Consider the following 23,038-nt stretch of genomic DNA (forward strand, 5'->3'; position numbering starts at 1 on the left):
CTAGGTTAAAATATATAGTTTTACAAGATGACTATTTATGGAAGAACATGGTGGGGAGAAAAATGGCTTCAGTGCTTCAATAGAATTGATTATGATAACCGTCTTCCACGTGGCAGAACTTGTGCTAATACTGGTCGAACTTTTGGTATTAAAATTAATGGTCACATAGTTACAGCTAAAGTTCATAGCTCAGGATCTTACCCATATCGTGGTTCAAAACCTCAACCATATAAAGTCAAAATTATACTCAATGAATTAAGCTCATCAGAACAACAGACCATTCGTCAAATTATTGAAACTTCACCTTCTATACTATCTAAATTAATAAATAGGCAATTACCAACCAGCTTGTTTGATAAGCTTAATGATCTTGGGATTAAATTGTTTCCTTCAAATTGGGAAGAGATGAATGCAAATTGCAACTGTCCTGATTGGGCTATGCCTTGTAAACACATTGCTGCTGTAATTTATCTTATTGCTGCAGAAATTGATAAAAACCCCTTCATGATTTTTAATATTCATAATTGTAATTTGTCAGCACTTATCGATGATTTTGGGAATGGAAAATTAGAAAATGCTCAAAATATTTTAAAGATAGATGATATATTTAAGGCATGTTCTAAAATTAGAATACATAACCAAGCAATTTTAAATGATATTGATTTATCAACTATTCCTAACCTTTTTGATTGTATCAGTAGTATTTTAACAGATAATCCACTTTTTTTTGAAAAAAACTTCCATAATATTTTACAGATAGCTTATAAGCACTGGCAAAAGTATCCTGCAGGAAAGTTAGTGTACTATCCAGCTTCTAAGAAGGAACTATCAGAAGAGGAGCTATTTATTAAAAGATGGGGAAATATTGAGAATTGGCAAACATTTCAACTATTCATTGATGATCAGCATTACCTTACTCAAGTGAGCAATGGTACAACTAATTTATTTAGGCTCAGTGGAAATGTATTGAGGGATGTAGCACGATTTTTAAATGATATTCCTAGTTCGTTACTCCACAAACTTAACCCTGAACTTCGCTTCATGCATATGATTTCACAGTTTGCACATATGCTAATGGAAAAGTCAGCGCTAATACCACAAGTATTACAAAACAAAAGAGGAGAAGTAATAATTAGGTGGATTCCGGCGTTGTTTAATGAGTCAGTTAAGGAAATTCATAGCAAGATATCATCTATTTGTCCGCCTCTATTGATTAAATATCAAGAAATCGCTATGGAACCAGAGGAACAGGTAAATGTTGCTATCTCTCTCATCCTTTTAGGGTATATAGAAGATAACTTTCCTGCATCACTGGATAAGCATAGAGATAAATACATCTTTGAATTATTCTTTACTGGAAGACCATACAAGTTTACTGAGTTTAGCAACAAGGAAATACCGCAAGCAATTAATCTCTGGCTTTCACGTCTTTATTTAGCAGATAAACCTTACAAACTCTATTTAATGATAAAAGATCACCATGAAAAATTTGAACTTGAGGTACAGTTATCACTGGATGATGAGAAGTCATTCATCAAGCTGGAAAAAGCACTTTCTAATCAAAACGTAAAGCTTAGTATTTTATCTGATCTTGCACTCTTATCTGAATACATACCTGAATTAGAAAGATCGATTGATAGCAATAGCAAGTTATCATTTAATTTAGACGATTTTGCACCTTTATTCCTGGGTATTGTACCAGTACTAAGAGCAATAGGTATAACAGTTATCTTGCCGAAATCTTTGCAAAAAATCTTCAAACCACAATTAAGTCTTAGTTTGTCTGCCAAGGATAAAATAAAAGAAGATCGCGAAAGTTTTTTAACGCTGGAAAATTTATTGAAATTTGATTGGAAAGTAGCAATAGGAGATAAAAAACTAAGCGTTACAGAATTTAAAAAATTGCTAAAAGATTCCCGAGGGTTTGTAAGAATCGTGGATCAATACGTCCTTTTGGATGACAAAGAGGTAGAAGCTTTATTAAAAAAACTTGATAAATTGCCTGATTATTTAAGTCAAGCAGAGCTTATGCAAGCTGCTCTAACAGGAGAAGTAAATGAAACTAAAGTAGCATTTGACCAGCAGCTTACAAGCTTGTTTAAAAAATTTAATACTTACACACCTGTAACTACGCCAAATAATCTAATAGCACAACTACGCCCATATCAAGAACGCGGATTTAGTTGGCTTGTACAGAACATAGAAAGTGGGTTTGGTAGCATAATTGCTGATGATATGGGTCTTGGTAAGACTATACAAGTTATTGCAGCCATTCTATACTGTAAAAATGCAGGATTTTTAAATGAAGATAAAGTCTTGATAGTAGCGCCTACAAGTATCTTAAGCAATTGGCAAAGGGAGATAGAGCGTTTTGCACCAGAATTAAAGCTTTTCATCTATCACGGACAAAATCGAGAATTGGCAAGTGATTATGATGTAGCTCTAACATCCTATGGTCTTGCACGTCGTGATAAAAAAGAACTTAATAAAATTCGCTGGTTTTTGCTCGTGATTGATGAAGCACAAAATATAAAAAATCCTAATACCGAACAAACCAAGGCAATTAAAACTATTGCAGCAAAACATAAGATAGCTATGAGTGGTACGCCTGTTGAGAATAGGTTGCTTGAGTATTGGAGCATTTTTGACTTTATCAACAAATCTTATCTTGGTACTCCTAAGCAGTTTAAAAGCAGCTTTGCAACACCGATTGAAAAAGCAAGAGATAAAACTTGTCTAGAAAGGTTTATGAAAATCACTAGCCCTTTTATGTTACGTAGGCTTAAGAGTGATAAAAGCATTATTCAGGATTTACCAGATAAAATTGAGAACAATCGTTATTGTTCCCTCACTTCAGAGCAAACAGCGCTTTATCAAAAGGTTGTTGATACAACTATGGAGAAGATAGAAAAAAGTGAAGGGATTGAACGTAAGGGACTAATCTTTAAACTTATCAATGCTTTAAAGCAAATTTGTAACCATCCATCACAGTTTGGCAAGAAAAAGCGTGCGAGTATTGAACAATCCGGTAAAATGCAGATGCTTGAGGAAATATTGATTAGTATTGGTGAAGTTGCAGAAAAATCATTGATATTTACTCAATACACTGAAATGGGTGAGATTATAGCTAGGCTACTTGAAGAAAGGTTTGAATCAGAAGTGCCATTTTTACATGGAGGACTTTCTAGAAAAGCACGTGATACAATGATTAATGACTTTCAAAACTTATTCCAGTCCAACATTCTTATAGTGTCTTTAAAAGCTGGTGGAACAGGGCTTAATTTAACAGCGGCAAACCATGTAATACATTACGATTTATGGTGGAATCCAGCAGTGGAAGCACAAGCAACAGATCGGGCCTATCGTATCGGGCAAGAACGTAATGTCATGGTGTACAGGCTACTTTCAACAGGTACATTTGAAGAGCGTATTGATGAGATGATTCAAAGCAAGAAGGAATTAGCAAACCTAACTATAAGTAGTGGCGAGAGTTGGATTACAGAATTTAACAACGATCAATTAAGAGATTTAGTTAATATAAAAAATGCACTATAATATAGCTGAGTTATTTAATGTAAAGAACCAGCTAACTACCGCTAATAGTTCAAAATAGAGACAAAGATTTATATTTCGTACTTTATGTCTCATTGGTAGGCAAAAAGCCTGTAATTACGTTTTAAAGTGATTCCACTTTAAACTGTACCCTTTAGCACCTGTAATGCCCTTTAAAATTTGAATAAAAAGCATCTTTAATAATTCTATTCATGAACCAAAAAGTAATTGCCGTTTTCAGAAACTTTTCATTTTTACAGATGGCTTGAAAAGATTATCATTAATAGGTAGGCCAAACTCCTCCAAAGAAAAAAGTTTTTAATTTTTTCAGAAAAAGTCATAAGAAACCCAGTATATATATAGTAGAGGGTTTTCTATCAAAGACACCATTATGAATTATATAGCAGAAAGAAAACATTAGTTTTTTTAATTTATTTTAAATATATCAACAGAATAAAAACTAAGTGGTTGACATGGTGAGTAAAATGTAGTAGAATTATAATAGAGTATTTTTCCTTAAAAGAAAGAAGATACTAAAACCTCACTTTTCACCTGAACTGACTTCCTTTACTTGTTAATATATTTTTCAAGCTTTGCCAAGAGAACCCCCACCGTAGTTTTTACTTACATAATGAAAGAGTAAGACCCCAATCAAAACAGCCTTACTCAAAAACCTTTCAAACGCTTAATCTTAAAAGGAGTTTCAACTTATGGTACAAGATTTTTTAACTGATGTCAAACAAAAAAATACTTTAAATGATGAATATTATGATTTTAATAATACTGTAGAACCATTAGAGCAATTTGATGTAGAAGAAATAAAAAGACAACTATTATTAAACATAAGATCATGCCTTTCTTATTTATTCCCAAGGGGAACTTTTCATGGAGATGAATTCCGAATAGGTGATGTGCATGGTAACAAAGGACAAAGCCTCAGAGTAGCATTAACTGGTGGAAAAGCCGGACTCTGGCAGGATTTTGCAACTGGGCAGAAAGGTGATGTTCTTGATATTTGGGCAGGTGCACAGGGAAAAGATACAAAGAGAGACTTTTGTGAAGTGATGGCCTCTATAAGTGAATGTCTTGGATATAACAAGAAATGCGCAAAGGCTGACGAAGACTTCGAGAAATTTATTACCCACAGTTGGAATTATTATGATGAAAATGGTCAGGTCATTGTAAAAATTTATCGTTCTGATCCTCCTAAAGGAAAAAAGCAATATAAGCCTTTTGATGTTAAACAATCTCGGTATGGTGCGCCAAAAGTAAGACCTCTCTATAACATACCAAGTATTTTAAAGTCTGATAAAGTTGTTCTGGTTGAAGGGGAAAAATGTGCAGAAGCGCTGATAGAACAAGGTATCACAGCAACAACAGCAATGTCTGGAGCAAACGCACCAATTGATAAAACAGACTGGTCACCACTTAAAGGTAAGCATATTATCATTTGGCCAGATAATGATGAAGCAGGTAATAAATACGCAAAAAATGCTGAAAAAAAGCTTTTAGAGATCGGAGTTGCATCACTTGCTGTGCTTGAAATTCCTCGAGGTAAGCCTGAGAAATGGGATGCTGCTGATTGTGTAGAGGAAGGTATAGATGTCAAAGAGTTTTTAGCTTCAACTCCGTTGCTTACTATTGATACTCCAGCTACTGATACTTCAAATATGAAAAGTTTAGAAAGATCCACAAAACAGCCACTTAACATTTTAGATTGGAGTGCAGAGCGCTTTGTAGGTCCGGTACCAGAGCAAAAGTTTCTTGTTGAAGGTCTATTTCCTTTAGGTGTTACTTCAATAATAGCAGCAATGGGAGATACAGGCAAAGGTATGCTTCTTCTTGACCTAGCGCTTAAGGTTGCAAGTGATAAGGATCAGATGTGTGGCTTTGGTTCACTTGTTACTGAACATGGATCAGTAGTGATTTTTTCAGCAGAAGATGATGCAAGTGAGATACACCGCCGCTTAGAACGACTCGACCCTAAGTGTGAAAGGTTGAAACATAAAGATAAATTATTTATTGTACCACTGCCAAACGTCAGAGGATCACTTACAATACTCAGAAATGTTCGTGGTAAAATCGTCGAAGTTTCTCCTGAATTCGAATCCGTAATGAAACAGCTCGAGGAAATTAAAGATCTGAAATTGATAGTATTTGATCCACTTGCTTCATTTATCCATGCAGATATAAATGCTGATCCTGCTGTAGGGGATTATCTAATGTGCTTATTATCTGATTTAGCATGTAGTACTGGAGCTTCGATAATTACTGCTCATCACATGAGAAAGCCAAAAGGAGAAAAACCAATATTAACTGCTGAACAAGCACGCGATGCAATTAGAGGTACCTCTGCTCTTGTTAATGGTGTTAGATGCTCATACGCTTTTTGGCCAATAGAAAATACAGCTAGGCTAGAAATCTTTAAGGCAGTAGGAGAAACACCAAGACAGAATGCTTTGTTTCATGGGGCAGTTGTGAAGGCCAATGGTTTAGCTGATCGCACTGTAAGAACTTACCTAAGAAATCAGGAAACAGGGCTACTAGAAGATATAACAATACAACTAACAGTTAAAAATGCTAGTGAAAAAGACCTTAAAATATGTCTTACTGATGCAATTACACGATCTGCTGTTGCAGGACACCCATTTACTCACACAGGAAGCACAGGAGTATATAAACAACGGCATAGGCTACCTGAGATTTTCCACAGTATGGGAAGAGATCGACTAGAGCGTATAGTTCAGGAACTTTTACAAGCAAAGCAGTTAGTTAAAGGAATGTCTACAGGTGCAAAAGAGGATAAGTGGCTTGACATTCCAACTGGACCATTTGCTTGTGGTATAGGAAAGTTCACTCTTGGAGCTGAAGATTTTAGCTATAGGCAAAATTTAATGTTAGGATAAGTCTTTCTTTATGGGTGGCTCTTTAAATATTTTAGAGTTGCCCTATTTTCTCTATTCAATCTACCATCTACTCAATCTAACTTCGGAGCCACAACCCTATTATAAGTTATGATTTCAATTAAAAAGGGATAAGACATCAAATGGTTGAATTATATTCCTGATTCCTTGGTTACTAAATAAGTAATGAGAAACTAGGAAGCTAAAGATCGCTTGAATCCTAACCTTTTGCCCTCTATTCCTAAAAGTGTTCCTAGTTATTATGTGTCTGAAGTCAGCCAGTATAGCGGATTCTGCGTTCCTAAAACCCTTATATATTATATATATATAATAGTAATAAATAATAATAGATAATATAAAATAATAGTAAAATACAAATAAAGTACAATAACTTAAACAGCAAAAAGAAAGAAGTCCAGAAAGGCTGCCACAAAATATTATTAAGATATTTACATTTAATGAAAAATACAATTAGTGCGTTTTTAAAAGGCTCTTACTCTCATCTTTTTTTTATGCTGATAAAACTCAAATAAACGTTGGTCTGCTAATGCGGTTTTAAAACGATTCTACGACTTCAGGGTACAATTATACCACCAAGACCTAAGTTGCTCATGTAAGGTAGCTTAAAAATTGATTATGAGGCATTTCTAAATTATTTTTTATCTCAAATTTTTATTTATTACAAAAAACCCTAAAGCTAGTCTATCATGTTTTTTTGTTGGTTGCAAAGAAAATTTTTCAAAAAAGATTGAACAACTTGTGGTGAGTATAAGGGGTTAATGGAGACTATATGAGAATACAACAACTTTTATTGCAAACCTCTGAGCAATTGATTGCAAAACTCTCAGTGATGAAACAATCTTTATCAGCAAATTGTAGATGAAGCTAAAGGAAAAAAGTTTGAAGTTACTGCCATAGAAGAAGAGACAGAAGCTCGTAAAATTTGATTGCTGCTTAAAATGGAGACAAAGAGCAAAGTTTATTTACGTCTCCAACAGAAAAGCTTCTTTTGTAGTAGTCAAAAAAAGCAGAGATATAGGGCTTTCTGAAGGGAGGGGGTCTGGTAGAGACTCATGACCTTGAAACCAGCGATTTGGTCTCATAACCATAGTCTCCCCAAAAGAACCGTGCTTGCGGATTTCCCGCACACGGCTCCACAATACAGCGTTCACACTAGTGCTCCTGTGTATAAAGAAACATATACCTTTGGTTTTGGTAATGGATTTACTTTTAAATAGTGTATAAGTTGTTCCCAATCCATACTTTTCTTTTGACTACGTCGGTTTATCCACTTAAATGCTAACTTTGTTACCGGTCGATAGAATTGAATCAAACACCGATAATTTCCGCTAACTCCGAAGTAGCTATAGTGTCCTGTTAGTTTGGCTTTAAGTTTCTGCCACCAATCTTTGAGACAGATACGACTTCGTACCATCTTCAACCATTCTTTGATTTCTTTAATCTTTCTGGCTAGGCTTATTTTTGAAGTTTTCTGCTTCATCATAAGTTTACCATTACGACTTTTTCCACAATAATGTGTAAATCCTAGAAAGTTGAAGCTAGCCGTCCTACGTTTCTCTCTTTCTGCTTGATACCATTCTTTCTTACCAAACTTTACTATTTTTGTTTTATTTTCAGCTATTTCCAACCCAAATTTACTTAGTCTTTGTTTCAGTAATTCTAGAAATTCTTTTGCGTCTTCTTCCCTCTCGCAGCCAACTACAAAATCGTCGCAAAACCTTATTAGCTGTAAATATCCTCTGGCTTTTGGCTTAAATTTCTTTTCAAACCATAAGTCCAGCACATAGTGTAAGTATATATTAGCTAATACAGGGCTTACTATACCACCTTGTGGTGTGCCTTGATCGGTTGCTTTATAACATCCAACTTCGACTATTCCTGCCTTTAGAAATCGTTTTATTAACCACAATAAATTTGGGTCAGCTATTCGTTCCCTTAGACAATTCATTAGCCATTTATGTTGAACATTATCAAAGAACTTCTTGATATCCACTTCTACAATATAGTTAATTGGTTTGTGCATAACTGCTTTATCTAGAGCGTTTATCGCCTGATGACAATTTCTTCCTGGTCGAAATCCATACGAGCTGTCCATAAAGTTTGCTTCATAAATATTTTCTAATATCTTCTTTAGCATTACCTGTACCAACTTATCTTCCGTTGATGGTATTCCGAGACCGCGCTTCTCTTTGCTCCCGGCTTTGGGTATGTATACCCTTTTCACTGGTAGCGGTTGATATTGTTTTCTCTTCATACTATCCACTAGTGTTTTAAGTTTCTCTTCTAGATTTTCTCCATAAGCTTCCACTGTCACACGATCTATACCACAAGCCTTGTTGCGTTTTAGTTCCTTATAACACTCTGCAAGATTCTCTTCATTAATCAAATGAACTAATGATGTAAATTTTACTCGCTTATCTTGCTTAGCCCTTACTGCTATCTGGTTTAGTTTTCCTTGCATACTCCTCTAATCTCTGTTGTATTGGTATAGCAATCCCTATACCAGTCACTATATTGCTAACCGCTTCCCCTTGTATGTGGCTTTCCCACACTCCGAGTACTATCAGTTAGTCCGACTTCCTTTGCATCTTCCTCCAGTCCTCGCCTTTATTGACTTGTTCCAGAGTACCCTTACAGGAATACAAAGGATCTCCCAAGTTCACGTAAGGTCCATCTCAACACATGACGCGGCCTTCGATCCCGATGAGGTGAGTAATATCTTGCCTTAGCGTTATTACCCATGTTGCCTTCCACCAAATGTAAAGTGTCAGCCCCCATGACGCGTGAATTACGGGACTCAATACCTTCACTTTCGTTGCACCCTATGTTGTCCATTCCATTAGCTTTACTACGCTCGTTACCTTACGCAGCATAATGGTTTGTTCCAGGTTGCCGGCTAAGCTTTACCCGTGTTGGATTTTCACCAACTGTTCCTTACGCACTTCTTGGCGCACACAATTTTTCACCCCCCTTAAAATTAAAACAAAAGGTGGTAAACAAGATGTCAAACACAGATAACTCAACTACAAGCTGGTTTTTGTTGTAGTTAGATAGTTATTTTCTCACTTTCTTTACTTGCTTTAATTAATTCATCAAAATCAGATTCATGTAATTTGTCCTGTATAACTCTGTACTTTTCGTATTCTCCTTCAGCCAGGGCTTTTGCAACTTCAGCACTAACTTTACCGTCATCTTTAAGTACTTCATAATCATTGAATAATAGAAATGCATCCAATTTTTCAGCCCGGTCTTGCATTTTCATCAGCCGATTCTTTTTTGCTTGAAGTTCTGCATAATCTAGATACATCGAAACAATGTGGTTTAGTTCACTTAGTTCTTCTTCAGTTAAGTAATTTTTCGCAATACTTACATCACTCTTGTGAATTTTTTTACCTGGACCATCTTTCCATGTAGTTAGCCCCATATGTGGTTTTTTGTGATCAACCCGAGAACATATCAACTCTGCTGCAGTTAAACCATAAATTGCCCAATATAATTTGTTTTGTACTTTTGCGTAAAATTGTTTTGTTATTTCTGAATTTGGATCGTAATCTGCAGAACATTCGGCATAAATGTCGGTAATCTTCTGGTAAAATCTACGTTCGGATGCTCGTATTTCCCTGATTTTTTCAAGTAATTCATTGAAGTAGTCTTTGCCAAACTTTTTCCCGTTTTTTAGTCGTTCACTATCTAAAGCAAATCCTTTGATAATAAAATCCTTCAAAACTTTTGTAGCCCATACTCTGAATAATGTTGCTTTTTTAGAATTAACTCGATAACCAACAGCTATAATTGTATCTAAATTGTAAAGTTGTGTTGGGTAATTTTTACCGTCTGCAGCGGTTACCTCAAAAGTGGAAACAACTTCTTTTTCCTGTAATTCACCAGATTCAAATATGTTCTTGATATGCTTACTAATAGCTGGCAGTTGTACATCAAATAATTCAGCCATCCTTTTTTGCGTAAGCCAAAGATTTTCATCTCTGCATAAAACTTCAATTTCTATATTTCCACCTGGAGTAGTATAAAATACAATCTTATTCTCATCCATTATCTATCTCCTATAACTTACAAACAAACCATTGATCATCAATAGGAATTTAACCAATTAATTGTCTCTACTGCAACTAAATTCTTTAAAACGTCTTTAGAGGGCTATTATAACTTATTAATGAGCTAGATAGAGGGGAAGTATCTGTTTTATCAAAAATTCATGTGACCTCTTCTCAGCTCCATTAAACAGTTATTTCCAAAATGGAAACAACTCAAATAGTAAGGTGTCTAGGAGGTCGGACTTCCGTTTAGCGGGTTCTTAAAGTTTAGGCTCTTTTTAATTTCTTAGCTGCATTCAAATTATTTTAACTTTTTTTCAGAAAATCCCGGAAAAAGTGGTGAGAAATCCGGAGTATAGGGGCATTGAGTGTAGATGTGCTTCAAACACAAAAGTCGGCAAATAAACAGAGTAGAAAAGATTGAAGGAAGCAAAAGAAATTTAGGCTTTTGGTAAGTTACGTAATTGAGAATTTGTATTTTTTTAGATGAGGTAAAAACTTTGTTTTAAGGCTAGATGCAACTTTAGGGTACAAATACTACTATTACCAAAGAACGCATATAATACCCCTTAGAACTCGAATAAATGGCATTCTTAGCAATTCTATTGCTGTATAGTAAACTCACAGGTGAGTTTAGCACGTTTTTTACGCTTTGCAAAGAAAAATTAAAAAAAAGTGAACAGTTTTTGTAAAATCGGTGAATATATATAATAGCAAGTCCTAACTAAGGTAGTAGCATAAGATTCTTGTCATTGGCCAATAAAAACCCATTCATAGCGTATTTTGAAGGAACCAAATGATATTTAGTGCTACTTGCAGTTTTAAATTATAGCAAATGTCAATCTTAACACTAGACCTCGGCAAACAAACCGGCTGGGCTATTCTTACAGATGGAGTAATTCAAAGTGGGAGCAAAAACTTTCATGGTAGCCGTTTCAGCGGAGGTGGAATGCACTTCTTAAATTTTCGTAGGTGGCTCAATGAGATGAGGGAAAGATTTTCAGATATTGAAGCAGTGTATTTTGAAGAAGTGAGAAGACATTTAGGTACTGACGCTGCACATTGTTATGGTGGTTTTTTTGCCATTTTAACTGCTTGGTGTGAAGAGCATCATATACCATACAAAGGTGTTCCGGTGAAGACGATAAAACGTTTCATAGCAGGCAAAGGCAATGCAAGTAAGGGTGAAGTTATTGAAGCTGTAAGGGGCAAAGGTTTTTTCCCTCAAGACGATAATGAAGCTGATGCTTTGGCATTGATGTTCTATGTTAATAATTTTAGTAAAGATTTTAATATGCTAGATAACACATAGGAAGTGGGTCCTTTCGGCCAGAATGGCGGACTTGGGAGCGAAACCCCGGGCCCTCTCTAGCGTCAGACGTATTTTGATTATTAACTTTTTAACAAGTTATTAAGAATTTAAACATAGCAATTATATGAATTTAGCAATCCACTATTACCCCGTTGAAAATCTTGTCGAATACGATCGTAACCCTCGCAAGAATGACGATGTAGTAAACAGAATGTGTGCCTCTATTCGGGAATTTGGTTTTCGTATCCCAATAGTTGCAAAAAGCGATGGCACTGTGGTTGATGGTCATTTACGCCTCAAAGCAGCAAGAAAACTGGGTATGGAGAGTATTCCCGTAGTCCTCAGTGATAACTTAAGTGAAGCCCAAACCAAAGCTTTTCGTTTACTTGCCAATCAATCAGCTAACTGGGCAAAGTGGGACGATGATCTTTTAAAAGTGGAAATTCAAGAGTTAGAAGATTTGCAGTTTGACCTTAAAATGACCGGATTTGAGCTGGAAAAGGTTCAACGTTTTCTTGATGATTTAGATGGAGAAAACAGTGAAAAAGAAGATTTTTCCGACTTAGCCGGTGATAGCAAAAAGGTAAAAATAACAAAACCAGGGGATCTATGGATTTTAGGTGGTCATCGAATCTACTGTGGTGATAGTTGTCTGGTTGAATCATTTAAAGCGGTATTAGACGATAAAATGGCAGATATTACCGTGTGTGACCCTCCGTATAACGTAGCATATGGTGACAGTCAGGAAAGAGAAGACAAAAAAATACTAAACGATGATCAAGGTGAAAAATACGAACTTTTTCTGTATGACATTTGTTCTCACGTTTTAGCGTACACCAAAGGTGCAATTTACATCTGTGCATCATCATCCGAGCTGGCAACGCTGCAAAAGGTATTTGAAGAAGCAGGTGGTCGTTGGTCGACATTTATAATTTGGGCAAAGAATCATTTTACGCTAGGAAGATCTGATTATCAAAGACAATACGAAACAATACTCTACGGTTGGAAAAATGGCAATAAGCGTGAGTGGCATGGAGGACGTAATCAAAGTGATCTCTGGTTTTACGATAAGCCAACGTACAACTCACTGCACCCAACGATGAAACCAGTGGAGTTAATGGAGAGAGCGATAGTAAACAGCAGTAGACCAGGGGACATAGTTCTTGATCCATTTAGCGGGTCTGGGAGTACGTTGATTGCATGTGAGAGGACAGGAAGAATCTGTAGAACGATAGAGCTAGATCCTACGTTTGTAGATGTGACCATAAAACGTTGGCAAGTATACACGGGAAGAGAAGCGATACTTTCTAATACTGGCAAAACCTTTGCACAAATTCAAGAAGAAAAACGGTAAAAGAAGGGAGAAAAAAGTGGAAGGAGGAAAAATCACGCAGACGGAATGGGCAAGAGAACTAGGAGTTTCAAAGCAATACGTCTGTTACTTAGTAAAGAAAGGAATAGTTGAGCTGGAGGATGGTGTATTAAATAAGACTTGACCTGACACTTTAAAAAAGTAAGTTAAAAATAATAAAAATAAAGGAGTGTTAGATATGAGTACAATACAGACAAAAATATTAAAACCAAAGCTAGGATTATTAGAACTAGCAAAACAACTAGGAAATGTGTCTCAAGCATGCAAAGTGATGGGATACTCAAGAGATACATTTTATCGCTTTAAGGAGTTATATGAAAATGGAGGAGAGGAAGCATTACATGAAATAAGTAAGAAAAAACCGCTATTAGCAAACAGAGTTTCCGACGATATAGAAAGAGCAGTGATTGGTATAGCAACAGAATTTCCAGCATATGGGCAAGAAAGAGCTGCAAATGAACTGAGAAAAAGAGGTATAATAATTTCCCAGGGAGGAGTAAGGTCTGTATGGCTAAGAAATGACCTTGAAACTCTCAAAAAGAGACTTAAAGCACTAGAGACAAAAGTAGCTCAAGACGGAATCATTTTAACTGAAGAACAACTTGCAGCTTTAGAAAAAGTGAAAGAACAAAGGGAAGCTCATGGTGAAATTGAGACGCAACATCCAGGTTATTTGGGTTCTCAAGATACCTATTATGTGGGCAATATCAAAGGTATAGGGCGCATTTATCAGCAAACTTTTGTTGATACTTATTCCAGAGTTGCAATGGTTAAACTTTACACGGACAGAACAGCTATTACAGCTGCAGATCTTCTCAACGATAGAGTTATTCCATTTTTTGATGAGCAGAAAATTCCATTATTACGCATTTTAACTGATAGGGGTACGGAGTACTGTGGCAAGCCCGAAAATCACGCTTATCAGCTTTATTTGGGCATAGAAAACATCGATCATTCTAGAACTAAAGCCAACTCTCCACAGACTAATGGCATATGTAAAAGGTTTCATAGAACCATGCAAGATGAGTGTTACAATATCATCTTTAGAAAGAAAATCTACAGTTCTTTGGAAGATCTACAGATTGATGTTGATCATTGGTTGCGTTCTTATAATGAGACAAGACCTCACTCGGGTAAATATTGCTATGGCAAAACGCCTATGCAAACTTTTCTTGATAGCAAATATATTGCTTTTCAGAAAAATATTAGTAGCATTACACAAGAGCCTGATATTAGTTTTGACTACCTCAATTCTTCTGTCAGTTAATTCTTGTCTGTCAGATCAAATCTTGTCTTTTACAGGCTGAACAGATACAAATAAGACAAATTTCTCAAAAAATCTTTTAAAATGTTAACTTAACATCACCATCACTTCATTATAGAGAACGGCCTACTGTTTCTTCAAGACTTGAAGCTTTTCTCATTTTTTCGCGCTTTGCCCAAGGGCCCACTTTTGTTGCATCAGATTGACTAATTGTTTCAGAACGAATCAACTCTCCAGATCTAGTAAAAAAACCTCGTTCAATAGCATCACGTACTGAACACCCACCAAGCAAACATTTTTCCCCTATTCGTTCCTCACAATTCTGTAATTTTTTCCACTTTTCTTGATCTTCTACTTCTACCTTTATTAGATTTTGCTTATCAGGGTATAATCTCACTTCCAACTCTCCCAAGCCAGTATCGAAAGTCAATACTATATTACTACCATCTGCTAGGCCTACATAATTCCTTATAGCGTTTTCCGTTATAATTTCTACCTCACTCTTACCTATCTTTATTATATTTCTTCCGTATTGTACACCTTCCTGAGTGATACCTAAACCCCTTGCTCCATTTGTAATCTTTGCAACATCTACTTTACTATCCTGTGAATATTCAAGACAGAGAGTAGAGTTGTCGATTTTTACGTCTCTTACCTTACCACTTGTTGCGCTTTGAACGATTGTTATGAAATCTAAAGCACGATTCTCATAATCTGCATAAGCGTTTTTCATATTAGCTTTGTGGCTTTCAAACTCTTCCAGTTCGTCAATTACATATATACTGCTTATGTTGTACAAAATTGCCCCTTTTGATATCAATTGACATACTATACCACTAGCAACCTCTATATTCCTTGAACCTTCGGAACTCTTTCTTAATTCACTAATCTTTCTTATCACAAAATCTGTAAAACTATATTCCTTTTCATATACCTTTCCGTATATACTACCCTGGTTAGGAAAGTTCAGCCTTACCCCAAGTTCTATAGCTTCGTTTACAACGCGTTTTAACTCATCTATATCTTTGGATTTATTTACCCTACCCAAAAATATTTTCAACTTTTCCGACTGATCTAATATTAAATCATCCCATAGAGTTCTAAGCTTAGGCAAACGTTTTTTGTCCTTCCACTCTTCGTAATCAATCGCTCCTGCTTCTAGCAGCAACTTTTTTGCTTCTTTGAAATGAGTTTCATTACCATAACAAGCCTCCCTAATCTTTTGAAAAACTCGAGACTTTCCTTCGCAATCACGGAGATTGAGAATCTCTTTAAGACCTTCATTTCCTTTGTGCTGATTGAAAAACTTTCTTAGTCGATTAGTGTTAAAGCTATGACCGCAAACACCTTCTAAATCATTTTTTGCTTCCAATTGCTCCTGAGTTAAAAAGATCTGTTCTAAAAGATTCACTTCAAAAGGTTTTTTGTTAATAATTACAATGTCTAGAGGAGTTTTTCCTTGTCTGTCAGGTTGACTACGTGCTCCTTTTTTCAGAAGCAAAGGTATATTTAAAGTATTATAATAAGCAGCATAGTGCAAAGGTGTTTGCCCTTCACTGTTAACTATGTTAGGATCAGCACCAGATTTTAAAAGTAAAGTCATAAATGCACTAACTGCACAACCTATGTCTTTTTCCACTGCTAAATACTCCATACCTTGTATTACATGTAGTATTGTCAATTTGGATTCTCCCCTTTGAAGATTGAGAACAGCTTTTAGATCATCACCTTTGTTATCGTGTAAAAAGTCCTCAAACCTTGTAATGTCACAAAATGGAAAGTCTGTAAGAAGATTTAACAGTGCCTTATTCAAATTTTTTTGGTTATCTTTTAAATCAGGTACGTTGAAAGACCAATCAGATATTAAATTTTTGAATTTTTCCCTTTTAATAATAGAGGTCAAAGAGCTGTTATCACTAAGCAGCAACGAGTATTTAATTGACTCATACTTATCATCTACCCGCCCCTCCTTCTGTTCTACCTTTACCTCCTTTAAATACTCTGTATCATCATCTTTAATGAGTTTAGCTAGATCCTTTAAAAATTCAATATCTCTGTTTTCCAGTAAAGGGAATGCTCCCTTCTTCATGAGAATCGAGACCATTTGTGTACTTCGTCCAGCTAAGTATAATGGAGTGCGCCGTTTTTCATCTAACGCATTAACATCAGCCCCATTGTTTATAAGATACTCTACTATTTTTATTTTTTGGCTCAAGACAGCATGATGTAGAGGAGTGCTTCCGTCATTATACTTCTTATTAACACTTGCTCCATTTTTTATTAGGATCTCTACCATTCTTGTGTTCCCTTGTGAGATAGCATAATATAATGGATCACGATTGTACGCATCAATTGTGTTAACATCAGCTCCTCCTTTTATAAGGGTTTCTACCATTTGTTTGTTGTTTTTTAAAACAGCAAAACTTAATTGGCACAATGTACCTGGATCTACTTGTTTTAATCTCTCTTCTATTTTACTAACTACATTACTCTTACTTAAACCAACATCAGCGTTAGCAGTACTTAATACTTCCTGCAATTTATTCAATTCCATAACTCCACCTCGGTTAAAAATACTACGCACCATTTTTACACGCATGACATAAAATGCAAGAACTAATATGACATGCAACATTCGTCCTTAGGCATTTGAGGTAAGCTTTGCCTATTCACTTCACATTCATTTAGCCTACTACTAGGCTTTAATACTGCATATGTAATGCCACCAGCAATGGCCCCAACAATCAATGCAGCAGTAGCTGATATTGATAAACTAAGATGAATAGCAATACATCCAATAGCTACACTTGTCAACATGGTCATTATGCCTACACAGAAACTGGTCTTTATTGCTCTATTAGTTATAGTTAGGTGTTTATTTTCTGTCACTTTTTGATACTGTATCACATTTTTATTGTCAGCCAGACTTCCCGAGGTTTTGGGACACTCCCTTACTCGAAGACTAAGATACTTAACTATATCTTTGTAACCATTGGAATCCGCCAAATCGGAAGGAGTCTCACATCTAAAGTTTTTTACATCAATAGTAGCCTTTTCTTCCTCTACAAGATATTCAACTATATCGTAGCGATTCATTCTAGCAGCTTCATGTAATGGAGTATCGCCATTTTTTTTGCTTACTACATTAACATCAGATCCCTTTTCTAACAGAGCTTTAACTATGCCTAAATAGCCCACCTCACAAGCAATATGCAAAGCAGTGCATCCTTCTTCGTTTCGTGCTTCAAAACTAGCTCCTTTGTCTAACAAAAATTGAACTACTTTCAAACGACCACATCCAGCAGCTTCATTTAAAGCAGTATCGCCGTCATAGTTTGTTGCATTAATATCAGTACCTTTGTCTAATAGAGCTTTAACGATTTCTAAGTAACCCTTTCGAGCAGCAATATGCAAGACACATTTGAAACTATTCTTTCGTATGTCAGCATTATTCATTTTGCCCAATAAAAACTGAACTATTTTCAAGTTTCCCCCTATAGCAGCACAATGCAAAGCAGTGCAGTCTTGATAACCTCGTATCTCAAAACTAGCACCTCTTTTTAACAGAAATTGAACTACTTCTAATTTGCCTGCTTCAGCAGCAATATGTAAGGCAGTGTCACCATTATATTTTTGCGCATCAACATCAGTACCATTATCTAGCAGAAATTGAACTACGTTTAAGTGACCCATCTGAGCAGCAATATGCAGCGCAGTAGCGCCTTCATTGTTTTTTACCTCAACAGTAGCCCCTTTTTCTAACAGGGCTTCAACGATTACGAAGTGGCCCTTGCTAGCAGCAAAATGCAAAGGCGTGTTACCATCGTTGTCTTCTATCTCAACGCTAGCTCCTTTGTTTAATAGATCTTGAACTTTCTCTAAGGAACCATGAAAAGCAAAATTAAGTAAGTCAGTATGTATATTACTTTCGTGTACACAATGCTCATCTGTTTTTAAGTGACTATCGAGCGTAGCTAAATATGAATACGTAATATTTTGATTAACTTGATAAATTGGTATTGTCTGTGTTGCATAAAAACCTTGTTCTTTTGACCGCTTTTCTATTCCATCAACCATACTGTTCTATTCTAAATCTGCTTGAATATTTGTTGGATTAGATACTTCTTCCAATTGATTACCCATAACACTACCTTAACTTAAAAACTTATGTTTTAATTATTACACAATTATTATAATTAGCAATAGTTTTATATTTTTTCAGAATTACAAATTTATTGTATTCAGATATAGGAAAATACCTTTTGTCTCTAAAAAACATTGCAACCAAGTATTACAAAGATTTCAATTATTTACTTCTTCAAAGATCCCAAAAAGATCGTATCTTTGTGAGAACAAGCTACGTAAAAGTAGGGTTATGAAAATAGGAACTTGCAATCTTTGCGACAAAGTCAGGGAAATTAGTTCGTATGTGGATTTAGCGAAAGTGAGCCAATGTAGCTGGTTTTGGCATATAATAAAATTATAATATAAAAAAGTTCGCACAGATCATTTGGTAGACCAACGCATCCCAAAACAAACTCTTCTCACGCTTGCTGGTTTTTGTTGCTGGAAATGGTTGGATTATTTAAGTTATTAGCAATATATAATACTAAATTAATAGTAATTCATTTGAGAACAAAAAGAAAAATTTATGATAATTTTACATTTCAAATGGATATTGTTCTTTTTATAAAAAATATTCCTATACTATGTAAGGTCAAGTTCTAATCACATCAATTTTTCTTCCAAATTAAATCTTATCTTTTACAGTGGATCTTACGTTTAAATTATTTTATATCCAAAATTAAGGAAGTTATTCTAAACGGTACACAACTTCAGCATCTAAAGCTAGCTGATTTTAAGAAAATATCGCTCTCATGAATGTGCTTTACGGACAAAAGCTTTATTAATATCTTCTATATTATTGTTAATAAACAACCCCCCAAAAAAAATATGCAGAAATAAATTAAAAGACCCATTACAACCAACGCGTAAATATGGAGTAAAGAAATACTTCATTCACCTATTAACCTCTACCTACTGCCTCTACCATTGCTATGATCATAAACTCTATTCACTCCATCAATTTCATCCAATACAGATTGCGGACCAAAATCAATTGATATCACTCTTTCTCCGCCTAATTGCAATGCTCCCCCACCTCCACGCTGTGGATATTGGAGTTCTAAAAATTGTAATAGTAATGGATCAATTTCATGTTGAATTCCTGGACGACCTTGAATCAATCTACCCCTAGGAGAAGATAGAGAATCATTTTGGAATAATTGTGAAATATTTCTTCTCCGATTTCTAAAGTATTGTTCATTTCTTTGAGGTTGTCTAGTGTCATTTCCAATTCCTGCACTAAGAAGACCACGTATATAACCTATAATACCTTCACCTTTCTCTCCAAAGTTACTATTTCCCTGTAAAGCTTGATCAATAGCTTGGTTAATATCCCTAGCATTTTCGTATGCCCATATGCCACAATTATGGCCATCTGTTTGCTGATGAACGGAAACATCATGGACATTATCATCGCTAATATCACATTCTCTTAAAGCTCCTCGAATATTATTGTCAATACGACTATCTGGACCAAGTGAATCAGCATAATACCCATAATAATTTCCATTTTGGTGGACAATAACTAATGTAACCCAATGACGATTACCTACATTAATAATAGCAGTTAATCTATCTTTTTCACCCGAATCTACTTTTTGTTTAAAGTTATCTATGTTACTACTTAATAAGTCCCTACCTGTTGGATCATTTTGATTTCCATCGACTCCTACTGAAGTTATTGCAAAATCATGACGATCATTAGTTGGATTAGATCGATCATCATGGAAAGTATATTGTCGTGCAGCGAAAAACATGTCATGAGTTTGTAGCCAATAACGGAAATTTTGATTTTCTGTTGCAAAGTCTAGTGCAAGTAGATTATGCACATCTTCTATTTCACGAGCGTTGTTTCTACGAAGGATAGTGTTTATTTGTTGTAATATTCCTTGTGCTGTAGAAGTACCACCTCCCCTTATTCTTGACCTTAATGTTTCTATTGCCTGTGCTCTAGTACCTTGCAAGTAACTAAATGGAACGTGCAGATTATCATCTATATCAAGCAAAAAAATCGAGTTCTGTCCTGGTCTTTTTTCCATGTAAAAGCGCCTGAAATTTTCACGAGTTTGATCTGACAATAGATTTTCTGGTGGATTTTCATCAATAACACTTTCAGGTCCCACTAATACTTCTGGTCTTGAGTCATGACCACGACGATCAAGTCTATGTACATACACTGCTTGTTGTGGAAGAGATATAAAGTCTTCTGCTCTCTGTGCACCTCTATTAAATACAGCATAAGACAAAACCACCTCATTTCCAGAAGTAATAGGCAAATATCCCCTTTGTTTGCTCATCAATTCTGTTATTTTGTACCTTGCCTCGTCTTGCTCCTGTTCTACTTCTTCTGCATTATCAGCAAATCCTAATACATATCCAATTGGGTGAGTATCTGCTGTAGGTTGTCTTAATAATAGAAGACCTAGTCTCTGTTCTGTAACTCTTGTAAGTATTACCCTTTCTCCTTCTTCTTCCTGCCACCTTTTTAAACTATATGTTTGACCAACTTTATACATAGCAAGCACTTTATAAGGATTATCACTAGCATAAAATGTACCATGTAGTATAGAGCGAAACTTATCTTTGCTATTTACATCTATTATCATATTGCCATGCGTATCTTCTGGCATTAATACTGCAGAAATGTTTCTAAATAATTCTTGATGCTGAAATCTATCTTGCCAGCCATCATTCATAACTTGATTTAAAGCATTATGCACATTTCCAGCATTAGGCACTTGCACAAGATTACCACCAAGAAAATTATTTGCATTATTATTTTGGTAATTGTGATATAAACCAAGGTTATCTGTATGAATATTAAGGCCAAGTTGATTATTAAGTGTGCATGAAACTTCCCGTACATGAACATTATTTCCGTCAACATTAAGATCTTGTAAATTGATGGCTCCTTGTTGTACAGCGTTGTTATCTCTAATATGAAGTATAACTATATCAGAACCTTTAGTATGGAAGACCATGGTTAAAGCATGATTCTCATCACCATATCTAAATATATACTTTCTTACACGTTGTTGAACTGCGTTTACTAATCTGAACTCTTCTAAAATACTATTCCCAAAAGCAAAACCAGTTATGCAATCAAATATTCTGTTATAATTCTCTGCATTTCTTGGTATTTCGTTAGGAAGATGTTAAAGCAAGAAATCTCTAATATTTTCTCTAATTCCTTCATCCTCCAAACACTCAAATAATCTTTGTACCAAAGGAAATCTATTCTCTAAAAACTCTACTGTATCAATACTAAAAGGATCTATATTCAGATTAAAATTTAATCCAATACAAACAGCATTTCTTGATTCAGTGTGAATAGATATAAATGAAGAAGCATGTAATCTTTTAGCATCAGCTCTAGCGCGGTTTAATGCAATATCAGACGATGTCCTCCATCTAGTAACATTAATAACGATAGGAATGTTTTCTCTCTCTGCCTGATGACATATAAGAAAAGCAACATATGAATTTCCAGGAGACAAGTCAAGGTCAATATCTATTGTGTAGAGATGAATAAAATTTGCCAACAAACCTAAGAAAAATCCGTGACTCTCAAACTTTTGACTGCGATTTTGAATGTCATTTTGTAGGCTGCCTAGGTAACTACGATAGATTCGAGTTATGTATGGCAAAATTCCTTCATTTATTCCACGTTCTATATTTATTCTTTGGTTACTTGCTAGCACTTCCATAAAACTGAAAATCCCTTGCTGACCCGGTGCAACTTGCACAAAATTGACCAAATGACCAAGCTGTACTCTCTGATCTTGATTGAGTCGTATACTTCCTATTTCCTTAACTGTCAACAAACTGCGTGGCGCAGGCGCATTAATCCCATTGCGTTCTATATGCCTAAGAAGGCTAATCTCAGACGCTGAATATTTAGCAAATCTATCTCTACCTTGAGAATCTTTTTCACGAATCACCTCGAATACTGTTGCAATCGCCTCTCCCTGACTCTTGCCCTTTCCATGCATGCATACTTTGTATTGCTCAAAATTTAGGTCTTCTTCCCTTAAATTTGGATTTTGCCCTCTAATCTCTCGCACTAGAGCATTTCTTTCCCTTGTACTGAACCTTAACCCATCACTATTAAGACGATCAGAAATACTGTAGCATCTGACAACTTGCTGTCCGTCACGATAAACAGCGACTTTTAGGTTCCCTGTATTTCTATTTCTACCACCTGTATCAATACCATGATTATCAAAACGAAAATACACTCTCTCATTTGCTTTTAAGATATTAGCATCATGAGCAGTAGCAAACATACTGAAAAAGAATACAGGAAGGAAACGTCCTGTACTTACATGATACAAGAAAAATGGACATTGATCTAAAAAGGATTCAAACTCTTGTCTAAAACCATCAAGATCTCCATCCACTAAACTTCTTATTAAAGACACAAAGCACCTCTCTATT

The 23,038-nt window shown here is 35.4% G+C and carries 10 protein-coding genes and 2 pseudogenes; 6 read left to right on the plus strand and 6 right to left on the minus strand.

Annotated features, from left to right (window positions below; translation table 11 throughout):
- The first annotated feature begins 27 nt into the window (after positions 1-27).
- Positions 28-3,555 carry a DEAD/DEAH box helicase gene (locus WHA_RS01160; RefSeq protein ID WP_015588903.1) on the plus strand — a complete coding sequence of 1,176 codons (3,528 nt, stop codon included), beginning with the start codon at positions 28-30 and terminating at the stop codon, positions 3,553-3,555.
- Positions 3,556-4,262: 707 nt separating this feature from the next.
- Positions 4,263-6,458 carry an AAA family ATPase gene (locus WHA_RS01165; RefSeq protein WP_006280189.1) on the plus strand — a complete coding sequence of 732 codons (2,196 nt, stop codon included), beginning with the start codon at positions 4,263-4,265 and terminating at the stop codon, positions 6,456-6,458.
- 1,165 nt (positions 6,459-7,623) lie between these two features.
- On the opposite strand, the gene ltrA is transcribed toward WHA_RS01165, so the two are convergent.
- The 3 genes from ltrA to WHA_RS01180 all read right to left on the minus strand — a co-directional run bounded on the left by ltrA (position 7,624) and on the right by WHA_RS01180 (position 10,527).
- Positions 7,624-8,937, minus strand: coding sequence for a group II intron reverse transcriptase/maturase (gene ltrA, locus WHA_RS01175; RefSeq protein ID WP_015588904.1), 1,314 nt, complete (start codon positions 8,935-8,937; stop codon positions 7,624-7,626).
- Positions 8,900-9,028, minus strand: a complete 129-nt coding sequence (locus WHA_RS07215) for a hypothetical protein (RefSeq protein ID WP_255324786.1) — start codon at positions 9,026-9,028, stop codon at positions 8,900-8,902. The genes ltrA and WHA_RS07215 overlap by 38 nt, the downstream gene beginning before the upstream one ends.
- 494 nt (positions 9,029-9,522) lie before the next feature.
- Positions 9,523-10,527 carry a virulence RhuM family protein gene (locus WHA_RS01180; RefSeq protein WP_015588905.1) on the minus strand — a complete coding sequence of 335 codons (1,005 nt, stop codon included), beginning with the start codon at positions 10,525-10,527 and terminating at the stop codon, positions 9,523-9,525.
- 836 nt (positions 10,528-11,363) lie between these two features.
- On the opposite strand from WHA_RS01180, the gene WHA_RS01185 reads away from it, so the two are divergent.
- The 4 genes and pseudogenes from WHA_RS01185 to WHA_RS01195 all read left to right on the plus strand — a co-directional run bounded on the left by WHA_RS01185 (position 11,364) and on the right by WHA_RS01195 (position 14,479).
- Positions 11,364-11,840, plus strand: coding sequence for a crossover junction endodeoxyribonuclease RuvC (locus tag WHA_RS01185; protein WP_015588906.1), 477 nt, complete (start codon positions 11,364-11,366; stop codon positions 11,838-11,840).
- A 124-nt stretch (positions 11,841-11,964) separates the two neighbouring features.
- A complete protein-coding gene (locus WHA_RS01190) occupies positions 11,965-13,194 on the plus strand; it encodes a DNA modification methylase (RefSeq protein WP_015588907.1) in 1,230 nt (409 codons plus the stop codon).
- Positions 13,195-13,210: 16 nt separating this feature from the next.
- A pseudogene (locus WHA_RS06715) lies at positions 13,211-13,330 on the plus strand (MarR family transcriptional regulator); the annotation flags it as partial.
- Positions 13,331-13,390: 60 nt separating this feature from the next.
- Positions 13,391-14,479 (plus strand): IS481-like element ISWpi2 family transposase, encoded by a 1,089-nt coding sequence (locus WHA_RS01195; RefSeq protein WP_015588908.1) that lies wholly within the window; start codon positions 13,391-13,393, stop codon positions 14,477-14,479.
- A gap of 109 nt (positions 14,480-14,588) precedes the next feature.
- Here the strand turns inward: WHA_RS01195 and WHA_RS01200 are convergent, their stop codons facing one another.
- The 3 genes and pseudogenes from WHA_RS01200 to cifB form a co-directional block, all read right to left on the minus strand.
- A complete protein-coding gene (locus tag WHA_RS01200; protein WP_051062200.1) occupies positions 14,589-17,111 on the minus strand; it encodes an ankyrin repeat domain-containing protein in 2,523 nt (840 codons plus the stop codon).
- Complete coding sequence (locus WHA_RS01205) at positions 17,093-18,553, minus strand: ankyrin repeat domain-containing protein (RefSeq protein ID WP_015588910.1); 1,461 nt, start codon at positions 18,551-18,553, stop codon at positions 17,093-17,095. Before WHA_RS01205 ends, WHA_RS01200 begins: the two co-directional genes overlap by 19 nt.
- A 956-nt stretch (positions 18,554-19,509) precedes the next feature.
- Positions 19,510-23,001 (minus strand): annotated as a pseudogene (gene cifB, locus WHA_RS06720) (cytoplasmic incompatibility factor CifB).
- Positions 23,002-23,038: the final 37 nt, after the last annotated feature.

Origin of the sequence: Wolbachia endosymbiont of Drosophila simulans wHa (assembly GCF_000376605.1) — a bacterium.
Taxonomy (GTDB): Bacteria; Pseudomonadota; Alphaproteobacteria; order Rickettsiales; family Anaplasmataceae; genus Wolbachia; species Wolbachia pipientis.

Coding starts and splice junctions, on each gene's coding strand:
- WHA_RS01160 (WP_015588903.1), top strand. CDS start 28: ATGACTATTTATGGAAGAACATGGTGGGGAGAAAAATGGCTTCAGTGC.
- WHA_RS01205 (WP_015588910.1), bottom strand. CDS start 18,553: ATGGTTGATGGAATAGAAAAGCGGTCAAAAGAACAAGGTTTTTATGCA.
- ltrA (WP_015588904.1), bottom strand. CDS start 8,937: ATGCAAGGAAAACTAAACCAGATAGCAGTAAGGGCTAAGCAAGATAAG.
- WHA_RS01190 (WP_015588907.1), top strand. CDS start 11,965: ATGAATTTAGCAATCCACTATTACCCCGTTGAAAATCTTGTCGAATAC.
- WHA_RS01180 (WP_015588905.1), bottom strand. CDS start 10,527: ATGGATGAGAATAAGATTGTATTTTATACTACTCCAGGTGGAAATATA.
- WHA_RS01185 (WP_015588906.1), top strand. CDS start 11,364: ATGTCAATCTTAACACTAGACCTCGGCAAACAAACCGGCTGGGCTATT.
- WHA_RS01195 (WP_015588908.1), top strand. CDS start 13,391: ATGAGTACAATACAGACAAAAATATTAAAACCAAAGCTAGGATTATTA.
- WHA_RS01165 (WP_006280189.1), top strand. CDS start 4,263: ATGGTACAAGATTTTTTAACTGATGTCAAACAAAAAAATACTTTAAAT.
- WHA_RS01200 (WP_051062200.1), bottom strand. CDS start 17,111: ATGTTGCATGTCATATTAGTTCTTGCATTTTATGTCATGCGTGTAAAA.